We start from the raw sequence: 10795 nt of genomic DNA, 5'->3' as shown, positions 1-10795 counted from the left end.
AGGATGAACGACACCGTCGTCGTCGCCGCGAGCTTCATGTCGCCCTTCGCGAACGCGTAGAGGACGAAGATGACGGCCGCGAGGACGAGGGCGAGACTCGCGATCGTGCGGTTCTGCCTCCGCATGAAGGCTTCGGCGCCTCCTTCGTCGCGCTGTTCGCGCAGGTCGGCGGGGGCATCTACACGAAGGCGGCCGACGTGGGCGCGGACCTCGTCGGAAAGGTGGAAGCGGGCATTCCCGAGGACGACCCGCGGAATCCCGCCGTGATCGCGGACCTCGTCGGAGACAACGTCGGCGACTGCGCGGGCCGCGGCGCCGATCTCTTCGAATCGACGGCCGCCGAGAACATCGGCGCGATGATCCTCGGCGTCGCCCTGTGGCCGTACTTCGGCCTCGGCGGCGTTCTCTTCCCGCTCGTCGCCCGCGCCTTCGGGATCATCGCCTCGATCATCGGCGTGCTGGTGGTCCGCACCCGCGAGGACGCCGACCCGATGGTCGCCCTGAACCGCGGCTATTACGTCACGGCGGTCCTCGCGATGGGCGGGTTCGCGTTCACGACGCGATGGCTCCTCAACACCTCCGAAGCTCCCGACGCCTGGTGGCATTTCCTCGCCTGCGGCGTCATCGGCATCCTCACCTCGCAGGCGTTCGTCTACATCACCCAGTACTACACGGAATACAAGTACCGCCCGGTGCGGGAGATCGCGGAAGCGTCCCAGACGGGCCCGGCGACGAACATCATCACGGGCATCGCCGTGGGTTTCGAGTGCACCGCGCTGCCGGTCGTCGTGATCTCCATCGCGATCATCGCGAGCTACTACATCGGACGCGCCTCGGGGATCGCCCACGCGGGACTCTTCGGAACCGCCGTGGCGACGATGGGAATGCTTTCGACGGCGGCCTACATCCTCGCGATGGACACGTTCGGCCCGATCACCGACAACGCCGGGGGCATCGTCGAGATGTCTCAGCAGCCGGAGGAGATCCGGAAGAAGACCGACCGCCTCGACGCCGTCGGCAACACGACGAAGGCGCTCACGAAGGGGTACGCGATCGGTTCCGCGGCGCTCGCCGCGTTCCTCCTCTTTTCCGCATATCTCGACGACGCGACCGAGCTCATGCGCCACAAGGGGCTCCTCGGAGTCAGCGAGCGCCTCCACGTCGACATGAGCAAACCGGAGGTCTTCATCGGCGGGCTGCTCGGGGCCATGCTCGTCTTCCTCTTCTCGGCCCTCTGCATCCGCGCCGTCGGGAAGGCCGCCTATTTCGTGATCAACGACGTCCGGGCGCAGTTCAAGGAGAAGCCGGGGATCCTCGCGGGGACCGACAAGCCGGACTACGGCCGGACGGTCGACATCGTGACGCGCGGGGCGCTCAAGCAGATGGTCCTGCCGGGAGTCCTCGCGGTCGGCATGCCGATCGCCGTGGGAATCATCTTCCGCCTTCTCGGCATCGGGGCGGAGACGGTCGCCGCGCTCCTGATGGTGGGGACGATCGCGGGAATCCTGATGGCGACGTTCCTGAACAACGCCGGCGGGGCCTGGGACAACGCCAAGAAATACATCGAGATGGGGATCTACGGCGGGAAGCGGTCCGAGGCCCACAAGGCGGCGGTCGTCGGAGACACCGTCGGCGATCCGTTCAAGGACACCGCCGGTCCGTCGCTGCACGTCCTGATCAAGCTCTTGTCGACGATCACGCTGGTATTGGCTCCGCTTTTCATCTAGAGGGCGCGGCCATCCATCGAACGGATACGGGACGATCCCGGCCGGCCGCAGGCTCAACGTACGTACGGTACGCCTCGCCCTCCGGCCGGTCGCGGTCGCGCGTCCCGTTCGCGTCTGACCGCGCCCGGGGCGGGAGCGAGCCCGAGCTGAGAAGCAGGGAACCTCCGACGATCCCGTGAACGGAATTACTCCACGAAGCGGCAGAGGATCTCGTTCGACACGAGAAAGCCGCGTTCGGTGAGGACGTAGCGGTCGGCTTCTCGCCGGATCAGCCCCGCGTCGATCCACCGGAGCCAGTCCTCGCGCAGCGCCGCGTCGCCGCGCTCGGCGAGCCAGCTCTCGATCCGCGCCACCGCGATCCCCTCGCGCGTCCGCGCGGGCAGGATGATCTCCTCGCGCTGCCGTTCGACCTCGTCGATCGGCTGGTCCGACGCCGTCGGCCGGACGCCCCGGGAGAGAGCGTCGAGGTAGGAACCGATCGACGCGGTGTTCGCGCGGCGCCGTTCGTTCCAGAGCTCGTGCGCGCCGACCCCGAGGCCGAGCGTCGGAGTCCGCCGCCAGTACTTCGCGTTGTGCCGCGCCTCGGCGCCGGGGCGGGACCAGTTGGACACCTCGTCGTGGCGGAATCCGGCGGCGGAGAGGATCCGGCCGACCTCGAGATACGCCTCCGCCTGCGCGTCGTCCGAGAGATACCGCTCCGGCCGACGCCGCCGGTCCTCGGCCATCCGTCCCGCCTTGTCGAGCTCGAGCATGTACACCGACACGTGGCCGACTCCCGCGGCCGCGACCCGTTCGGCGTCGCCGGCCGCGCCCTCGATCCGCTGCCCCGGAATCCCGATCATCAGGTCCGCCGACACGGCGAAACCGGCGGAGGCGACGAGGTCGAGCGCGCGCGACGCATCCTCTCCCGAATGGATCCGGTCGATCGCGCGGAGCTCGGCGTCGCGGAACGACTGGATCCCGACGGAGGCGCGCGTCGCCCCCGCCGCCCGCCACGCGCGGACCGATTCCTCGTTCACGTCGTCGGGGTTGGCTTCGATCGTGACCTCGGCTCCTTCCGCGATCGCGAACCGGTCGCGCAGGCGCGCGACGAGTTCGGCGATCCGGTCCGCCGGAACCGACGAGGGGGTGCCGCCCCCGAGGTAGAGCGAATCGAACGGGAGTCCCTCGGCTTCGCGGGCCAGGAGCTCCGCCTCCGCCCGGAGCGCCTCGAAATACCGGTCCCGGCTCGAGAAATCCGTCGTCAGGACGAACGAGCAGTAGGCGCAACGACGGACGCAGTAGGGAACGTGGACGTAGAGCCCGGCGGCCTCCGTCACCGGAGGCTTCCGGCGAGCACGGCCCGGGCGAGGCGGGCCTCGGGAGAGTCCGGCGGCCAGAGGATTCGGAGATTCCCCTCCCGCTCGAGGTCGGCCACGTCGCGACCGAAGTCCTCGACGCGCCGCGCAGCGGCGAGGAGGGCCGACGCCCTCGGCTCGTCCCCCGTCCGCGCTTCCTCTTCGAAGGCGTCGATCAACCGGACGTTCGCCTCGAACTCGCTTCCGCCGAGCAGGAAGGGAACGCGCACGGGAACTCCGGCCCGGCCGGCGGCTTCGACGAATCGGGCGGCCGTCTCGCGAGTCCCCGCGTCCCAGTCGCGATGGTGAATCGCGTCGAAGAACGCGTCCGCCCGCCCGGGATGGCGCTCCGCGAAGTCGGCATGGATCGCCGCGCGCGACGGCCCGTCCCCCGCGAGAGGAAAGCCGACGGCGAACCGCGCCCCCGCGTCGCGCGCCCGCGCGAAGAACGCCTCGAGGAACTCTTCCTCGCCCGTCCACCCCGGGATCCAGGGAACCGCGACGCCGGCGGGCGCTCCCCCGCCGAAGGCGCGCCAGAACTCCGCGGAGGAACACGCGCCGTCCCAGACGGCCACGCGCGCGAGATCCGCTCCGGACGGAATGCCGTCCGGTTCCCGGCGCGCCGTCTCGACCAGCACGACGGCCCGCCCCAGGCGCCGCGCCGCCGCGACGGCGGCTCCGGCCGCGCCGTACACGAGCTCCGCCGGGGGCACCGGTCCGACGAGGATCTTCCCGGCGGGCGCGTGGCGCAGCGCCTCTTCCCAGAGGTCGGGAGATCCGGCGGCCGCCGCGACGACGGCGTCCGCTCCGCGCCGATAGGCGCCGCGCCACGGATCCGCGCCGGCCGGTTCGAACGCGGGATACGGCAGCGCGCGGATCCGGGCCCGCGCGCCCGGGAACGGATGGAACTCGCCGCGCCGCACCGACGGCGGCGTCGTCCCCTCGTAGACGATCACGGCCGGAGCAGGGATTCGACCCAGCGTCCGATCATGTCCGCCTCGAAATTGAGCCGGTCGCCGGGCCGGCGATCGCGGAGGGTCGTCGCCCGGAGCGTGTGCGGAATGACCGCGACCGAGAAGCGCCCGCGGCGAACCCGGATCGCCGTCAGCGAAATGCCGTCGAGCGCGACAGACCCCTTCTCGATCACGAACCGCGCCAGCTCCGCAGGGGGCGCGAACGTGAAGATCCGGGAGTCCCCCTCCGCTTCGATCGACGTGAGCCGCGCGAGGCCGTCCACGTGGCCCGACACGAGATGGCCGGAGAGGCGGTCCGCCAGCCGCACGGCGCGCTCCAGATTGACCGCGTCGCCCTTGCCCAGCTCGCCGAGGGTCGTCTTCGCGAGCGTCTCGGGCGAGAGATCCGCGCGGAAGAGCGCGGAATCGCCCAGGGCCGTCAGGCACGCCCCCGAGACCGAGATGCTCTCGCCGCGCCGGAACCTTCCGAACCGGCCTCCGGGGCGGACGACGAGGCGAGCGCCCGCGGGAGAGGCGTCGATCTTTTCGACCCGGCCGGTCGCGGCGACGATTCCGGAAAACATTCTCAATCTCCCCTTCCGGAGAACATTCTCAATCTCCCCTTCCGGAGAACATTCTTAATCTCCCGTTCCGGAGAACATTCCTAACCCCTCCTCGCCACGCAGCGGCCGGTGACCAGGAGATCCGAGCCGAGAGCCGATACGGTCACCGCCGACAGGCTCCGCGCCCGCGCCAGAGGCACCCCTTCCCCGCCGAGGATCGGCCATGCGCCGATCCCGCCGAGGAGCGTGGGCGCGAAGAAGAACGCCCACCGATCGATCAGCCCGGCGGAGTGGAACGCGGTCAGCGTCCGCGTCCCCCCTTCGACGACCAGCCCCGTCACCCCCTCCGCGCCGAGCCTGCGCAGCGCCGCCCCGAGGTCTACTCCTCCTCCCTGCCGCGCCGGCGGCAGGCGCACGACCCGAACTCCGCGGGCCGCGAGCCGGCGCTCCTTCGCCGCGCCCCCGCGGGACGCGGTCCAGACCTCCGCCCCCTTCGTTCGAAAGAGCGGCAGCGATTCGGAGACGCGGAAGGCGCCGTCGAGGACGATGCGCCGGTGCGCCGTCGTCCGATTCCACCCGAGACGCCGGGTCAGCCGCGAGCCGTCGCGCTCCGCCGTCGCGGCGCCCACGAGGATCGCGTCGAACTCCTCCCGCCAGGCGAGCGACCGGCGGCGGGCCTCCGTCCCGCTGATCCATCTCGACCGGCCTCGGAAATCCGCGATCCGCCCGTCGAGCGTCGCGGCGACCTTCGCGAGCACGAACGGCCGCCCTCCCGTCACCCAGACGTCGAACCGCTCGTTCTGGAGAGCCGCCTCGCGGCGGAGAACGCCGGTCGTGACGCGGATGCCCGCCGCCCGGAGCCGCCGCAGCCCGCGGCCGGCGACGCGCGGATTCGGATCGCGCCGCGCCGCGACGACGCGGGCGACCCCGGCCCGCACGATCGCGTCCGCGCAGGGACCCGTCCGGCCTTCGTGCGAACAGGGCTCGAGCGTCACGTAGAGCGTCGCGCCCCGGGCCCGCGTTCCCGCTCGCGCGAGCGCCTCGATCTCGGCGTGCGGCCCTCCGGCGCGCCGGTGCCATCCCTCGGCGACGAGCCGCCCGCCCCGGACCAGGACGGCGCCGACCATCGGGTTCGGGGAGGTCGAGTACCGTCCCCGCTCCCCGATCGCCAGCGCGCGGCGCATCCAGGCCTCGTCCGCCGCCGTCATTCGTCGAGGAGGGCGGCCGCGAAGTCCTTCGCGTCGAAGGGCACGAGATCGTCCTTCCCTTCTCCCACTCCCACGGCCACGACCGGAATGCCGAGCTCGCGCAGGATCGCGAGCACCACTCCCCCTTTGGCCGTCCCGTCGAGCTTCGTCAGCACGACTCCCGTCACTCCCGCGGCGTCGACGAACTTCTTCGCCTGCGCGAGCCCGTTCCCCCCCGTCGTCGCGTCGAGGACGAGCAGGCAACGGTGGGGAGCGCCGGGGATCTCGCGCCCGGCCACCCGCCGCATCTTGGCGAGCTCTTCCATGAGGTTGAACTTCGTGTGCAGCCGGCCGGCCGTGTCGACGTAGAGGACGTCCGCGTGGCGCGCGCGGGCCGCCGCGATCGCGTCGTGAACCACCGCCGCCGGGTCGGATCCTTCGGCGTGCTTGACGACCGGGGCGCCGATCCGCTCTCCCCACGTCTGGAGCTGCTCGATCGCGGCGGCCCGGAAGGTGTCGGCGGCGGCGAGGATCACGCGTTTGCCCGCCGCGATGTCGCGCGCGGCGAGCTTCGCCGCGGTCGTCGTCTTGCCGGTGCCGTTCACGCCGACGATGAACACGACCTCGGGGCGGCTCTCCGGTACCCGCTCGCGCGGGGCCGTCGCGAGCAGCCCGTCGATCTCCTCCTTGAGGAGCACCCGCAGCTTCGGCAGGTCCTCGGGACGGTATCGTCGGGCCCGCGCGGCGACGCCGGCGACGAGATTTCCGGCCGTCTCGGCGCCGACGTCCGCGGCGATCAGGGCCTCCTCGAGCGTCTCGAGGACCGACGCGTCGTATCCGAGCTTCTCCTTGACCGCTCCCTCGATCCTCTCGAGGATCTCGGTGTGCGTCATGAAGAGCCCGCGCTTGATCTTGGAGAAGAATCCCGAGGCCGTCTCGGCCATCAAATCCCCCCGAAGGCGGCGGCGGTCAGAGGTTCTCGCGCAGGTCGGACGACGCGCGCGAAAGCTGCCGACGCGCGAGCGCCGGAGCGACCGAATCGTCCGTCAGCAGCACGACGTAGTACCCGTCCTGAAGCGCCTCGGTGTGCACCCGCATGGCCCCGAAGTCGAGCGAGAAGACGCGGACGGCGCCGAGGCCGCACCGCGCCAGCGCCCGCGCGAGGTCGCGGAGATAGATCCCCTGATAGGCGCCGAGGACCCGGTGCGAATGCTCGTCGCCCGTCCGGTGCGCGGCGACGACCGTCTCCCCCTCGCTGTCGAGGAGAACGGCCGCCAGCAGGCCCGAGAGCGAGGCGATGAGGGTGTCGAGGATCTGCTGGTAGATCACGCCGGGATCACTCCGGGAGGGTGGGAGCGCTCGAGCCTTCCCCGAGGATCAGCCTCGCGCGCGCCGCCTGCGGCGAATCGGGGCCGAGCTCCGTCACCCGGCGGAGATACCGCTCCCCGAGCTCGCGGTTGTCGAGCGCGAGGAGTCCCATCCCCACGTGGAGCATCGCGTCGAGGCTCTCCGCGCGAACCTTGAGCGCCGACAGGTAGTCCTCGACGGCTCCCTTCTCGTTCTTGAGCGCCTCCCGCGCTTCGCCGCGCGCCATCAGCGCCTCGTAGGAATCGGGCGCGATCGCGAGAGCGCGCGTGAACGACTCCTCGGCCTCGCCCGGGATGCCCCGGCGCATCCGCGCGCGGCCGAGATTGATCAGCGCGGACTGGCGGTCCGCCATGTTCGGAGACCCGTACGCCTTCAGGAAGTCGGCTTCCGCCCCGGGGAAGTCGCCGAGCTCCATCTTCGCGACGCCGCGGTTGTTGAGGTACGACTCCTTCGGGTCGATGCGGAGGGCGTGATCGAACTCGTCGCGCGCCTCCTTCGGGCGGCCCAGCATCAGGAGCGAAAGGCCGTGTCCGTCGCGCATCTCGGCGTTCTCGGGGTCGTCGACGAGCACCTTCCGGAACGCGTTCTCGGCTTCCATCGCGTTCCCCTGCTGGAGAAAGACGGTCGCCATGCGCTCGGTGAGGTACAGCTCCGAGGAGGGCATCTTCTTGCCGCCCGACGCGCACGCGGAAAGGAGCGCGGCCGCCGCGACCGCCGCGAGGAGGCGCCGGCTCACGCGACCGTCCGGACGGACGCGCCGGTGTCCGCCGTCGCCGGGAGGAGGTCTCCGTTCCTGTACGCCTTCACGAGCACGTCCGTGATCCGCTTGTCGAAACGGGTGCCGGCGAGGCTCTGGATCCGCTGGATGACGTACGAGATCTCCATCGCCTTCTGGTAGGGGCGCGTCGTCGTCATCGCGTCGAAGGTGTCGGCGACCGAGACGATCCGGGCCAGCAGGGGGATCTCCTCGCCCTTCAGCCCGTCCGGATATCCGCCGCCTTCCCACTTCTCGTGGTGGTGCTTCATCCCCGGAACGACGTCGGAGAGCTGCGGGATCGCGGACATGATCGCCGCGCCCTTGACCGGATGCGTCTTCATCACCTCGAACTCCTCGTCGGTCAGGGCCGTCGGCTTCCGGAGGATCCGGTCGTCGATCCCGATCTTCCCGACGTCGTGCAGGAGCGCGGAGAGGCGGACTTTCCGGACCTCCTCGGGAGGCAGCTCCATCGCGCGGGCGATCGACACCGCGTAGCGGGCGACGCGCTCGGAGTGGCCGCGCGTGTACGGGTCCTTCGCGTCGATCGCGGCGGCGAGCGCGCGCACCGAATTGATGAAGAGCTCGTGGTTCTCGCGCGCCGCCTTCTTCAGGTCGCCCATGGCGCGGTCGATCGACTCGCTCATGCGGTTGAAGGACGACGAGAGGTCGGCGATCTCCGCGGCGCCGCGCACCTCGACGCGCTGGCCGTAGCGCCCCTCGGCGATGTCGTGCGCCTGCTCGGCGAGGGCGCGGATGGGCGAGGCGAGGCGAATCGCCATCACGACCCCGACTCCGATCGCGAGCGCGAGAGCGAAGAGGCTCCAGAGGATCGTCTGCCGGGTCATCTCGTCGACCGAGGCGAACGCGAGCCGCTGGTCGCGCTCGACGAGCACGGCCCAGTCCGGGGCGTCGACCGGAACGATCGATCCGAGCAGCGCCTCGCCCCCGGACCGGTAAGCCCGCGTCAGGCGCGCCTGCTGCGGCGACTGGCGATAGTCGATGACGAGGTTCCCCGCGGGGCGCGACGCGGGCCGGTTCTTCGAGGCGAACAGGATGTTCCCCTCGCGGTCGAGGATCGTGACCGTGATTTCCTGGCGCGCTTCCTCGTCGATCTGCCGCTCGATCGGCTGCCACGAGACGAGGCCCTCGACGACCCCGATGTTCTCTCCCGATTCGCCCGAGACCGGCTCGGCGATCACGACGACGCCCGAGGCGAACCCCTTCGCCTGGACGGGATTGCCCGAATACCGGTGCCCCTGCCGCCCTTCCAGATAGCCGCGGCGGAACTCCTGCTCGATCGCGGGAGGGAGGTTGGGGGGACCGATCGAACCGCCCTCGCCTTCCTGGTCGATCACCCGGAGCGCGAGGAAAGTCGAGCGGCCCTTGACGAAGTCGGGAAGGATCCCGGACGCCGCGGTGGTCGAGAAGGGATTCTTCCCCGAGAGCGCCTGGGAGAACTTCATCGTGTCGGCGAGGGTTTCGAGCTGTTCCTCGCTCGAGCGGTAGAAGGCCGCGATCGAATCGGCGATCGCCGCCGCCGAACGCGCCGTGTACTTCTTCTCCATCGTCTCGAGGCTCTCCTGGTTTTTCGAGATGAGGACCCGGTCCGTGACGAGGAGAGGCGTCAGGGACACCACGGCCAGCGCCGCGACGAGGAGCGCGAACAGACGAATCCGAGGCCGGAGGGAAGTGTCCAACAGCCGGATTATAGAGCTTTTAGCCCTCGCCGGGGGCCCCGCCCCCGGCCGGGCCCTCCCCCGCGAGCGCCTGGAGACTCCTTCGCCACTCATCCGGCGGGACTTTCCGGACGATCGGGCGGCCCCAATCGGCGAGGAGCACGCCCGCGAGTCCACCCGATTCCCCCTTCTTGTCGCGCGACATCGCGCTCTCGAGCGAAGCTTCCCAGCGCGGGGCCGGGCGCCCCGTGAACCGCAGGAGCTCTCCCGCGAGCGATCGGGCGTCCTCCCCGGGGAACCCTTCGGTTTCCGCGGAAATCCCGAGCGCCGCGGCCATCCCGACCGCGACCGCTTCCCCGTGCGACCAGCCTCGGTACCCGGAGGCGGCCTCGATCGCGTGTCCGAGCGTGTGGCCGAAATTCAGGACCCGTCGCTCTCCCCCCTCCCGCGGGTCTCGCCCGACGATCGCGAGCTTCACGCGGATCGCCTCGGCGAGGAACCGGTCCGCGGCGCGGTTCTCGGCCAGCTGCTCCAGGCGCCCCGCCATGTCGCGGGCGGCTTCGGCGCTTCCGACGAGGAGGCTCTTGAAGATCTCGACGAGCCCTTCCCGGAAGCGGCGCGGCGGAAGCGTGTCCAGGAGCTCGGGGTCGACGAGGACGCCCGAGGGCGGGTGGAACGCGCCGACCAGGTTCTTCCCGAGCGGATGATCGACCGCGGTCTTCCCGCCGATCGCCGCGTCCGCCATTCCGAGGAGGGTCGTCGGCACCGCGTACCAGGCGATTCCGCGGAGGAGGATCGAGGCGGCGAAGCCCGCCACGTCGGTGACGGTTCCTCCGCCGAGCGCGACGAGGGCGTCGTCCCGGCGCACGCCCGCTTCGATCGCGGCGTCGAGAATCGTTCGAAGGGTCTCCAGGGACTTCGCGCTCTCGCCGTCCGGGATCGCGATCTCGACCGTTTCGCGGCGGGCGAGCGCCCGGCGGGCCGAGTCGCCGTGGAGGCGCAGAACGGCGGGCGACGAGACGAGGAACACGCGTCCGCCGGGAAACGGGAACGCGGATCCGAGGGCGGCGAGCGATCCGCGCTCGACCCGGACGGGCCCGGAACCCGGCGATCCGGAGGAGCTCCCGGGGCTCACTTCTTCAGCGCGAGACCGAGCTCGGCGAGCTGCGCCGGCGAGACCGGCGAAGGCGATTCGGTCATCAGGCAGGCGCCGGACGCCGTTTTCGG

At 70.9% G+C, this 10795-nt stretch carries 10 protein-coding genes and 1 pseudogene; 1 reads left to right on the top strand and 10 read right to left on the bottom strand.

What is annotated here, in order from left to right; translation table 11 throughout:
* Nucleotides 1-128: 128 nt before the first annotated feature.
* Nucleotides 129-1727, top strand: a pseudogene (locus tag VFS34_15795) (sodium-translocating pyrophosphatase).
* Between the two features lie 185 nt (nucleotides 1728-1912).
* Here the strand turns inward: VFS34_15795 and hemW are convergent.
* From hemW to VFS34_15745, 10 genes are all read right to left on the bottom strand, one after another.
* The gene (gene hemW, locus VFS34_15790; protein HET9795916.1) at nucleotides 1913-3046 is read right to left on the bottom strand and encodes a radical SAM family heme chaperone HemW; all 1134 of its coding nucleotides are present in this window, start codon (nucleotides 3044-3046) and stop codon (nucleotides 1913-1915) included.
* Nucleotides 3043-4020: a hypothetical protein gene (locus VFS34_15785; protein ID HET9795915.1), complete on the bottom strand. Its 978-nt coding sequence runs from the start codon at nucleotides 4018-4020 to the stop codon at nucleotides 3043-3045. Before VFS34_15785 ends, hemW begins: the two co-directional genes overlap by 4 nt.
* Entirely contained in the window at nucleotides 4017-4601 is a 585-nt protein-coding gene (locus VFS34_15780) for a riboflavin synthase (protein HET9795914.1), read from the bottom strand. Before VFS34_15780 ends, VFS34_15785 begins: the two co-directional genes overlap by 4 nt.
* An 80-nt stretch (nucleotides 4602-4681) precedes the next feature.
* Nucleotides 4682-5788 (bottom strand): bifunctional diaminohydroxyphosphoribosylaminopyrimidine deaminase/5-amino-6-(5-phosphoribosylamino)uracil reductase RibD, encoded by a 1107-nt coding sequence (gene ribD / locus VFS34_15775; protein ID HET9795913.1) that lies wholly within the window; start codon nucleotides 5786-5788, stop codon nucleotides 4682-4684.
* Nucleotides 5785-6711: a signal recognition particle-docking protein FtsY gene (ftsY, locus tag VFS34_15770; GenBank protein HET9795912.1), complete on the bottom strand. Its 927-nt coding sequence runs from the start codon at nucleotides 6709-6711 to the stop codon at nucleotides 5785-5787. Before ftsY ends, ribD begins: the two co-directional genes overlap by 4 nt.
* Nucleotides 6712-6736: 25 nt before the next feature.
* Complete coding sequence (locus tag VFS34_15765) at nucleotides 6737-7096, bottom strand: hypothetical protein (GenBank protein ID HET9795911.1); 360 nt, start codon at nucleotides 7094-7096, stop codon at nucleotides 6737-6739.
* A 7-nt stretch (nucleotides 7097-7103) separates the two neighbouring features.
* On the bottom strand, nucleotides 7104-7871 hold the full coding sequence (locus VFS34_15760) for a tetratricopeptide repeat protein (protein HET9795910.1): 768 nt from the start codon (nucleotides 7869-7871) through the stop codon (nucleotides 7104-7106).
* On the bottom strand, nucleotides 7868-9589 hold the full coding sequence (locus VFS34_15755) for an HD domain-containing phosphohydrolase (GenBank protein HET9795909.1): 1722 nt from the start codon (nucleotides 9587-9589) through the stop codon (nucleotides 7868-7870). The genes VFS34_15760 and VFS34_15755 overlap by 4 nt, the downstream gene beginning before the upstream one ends.
* 19 nt (nucleotides 9590-9608) lie before the next feature.
* Nucleotides 9609-10703 (bottom strand): 3-dehydroquinate synthase family protein, encoded by a 1095-nt coding sequence (locus VFS34_15750; protein ID HET9795908.1) that lies wholly within the window; start codon nucleotides 10701-10703, stop codon nucleotides 9609-9611.
* Nucleotides 10700-10795 (bottom strand): hypothetical protein (locus tag VFS34_15745; protein HET9795907.1); only part of this gene is annotated, 96 nt, incomplete at its 5' end. The genes VFS34_15745 and VFS34_15750, both read right to left, overlap by 4 nt.

This window comes from Thermoanaerobaculia bacterium (assembly GCA_035717485.1).
Lineage (GTDB): Bacteria > Acidobacteriota > Thermoanaerobaculia > UBA5066 > DATFVB01 > DATFVB01.
Note: the sequence above shows the minus strand (reverse complement) of the source record. Positions and strands in the feature narration are given on the sequence as shown.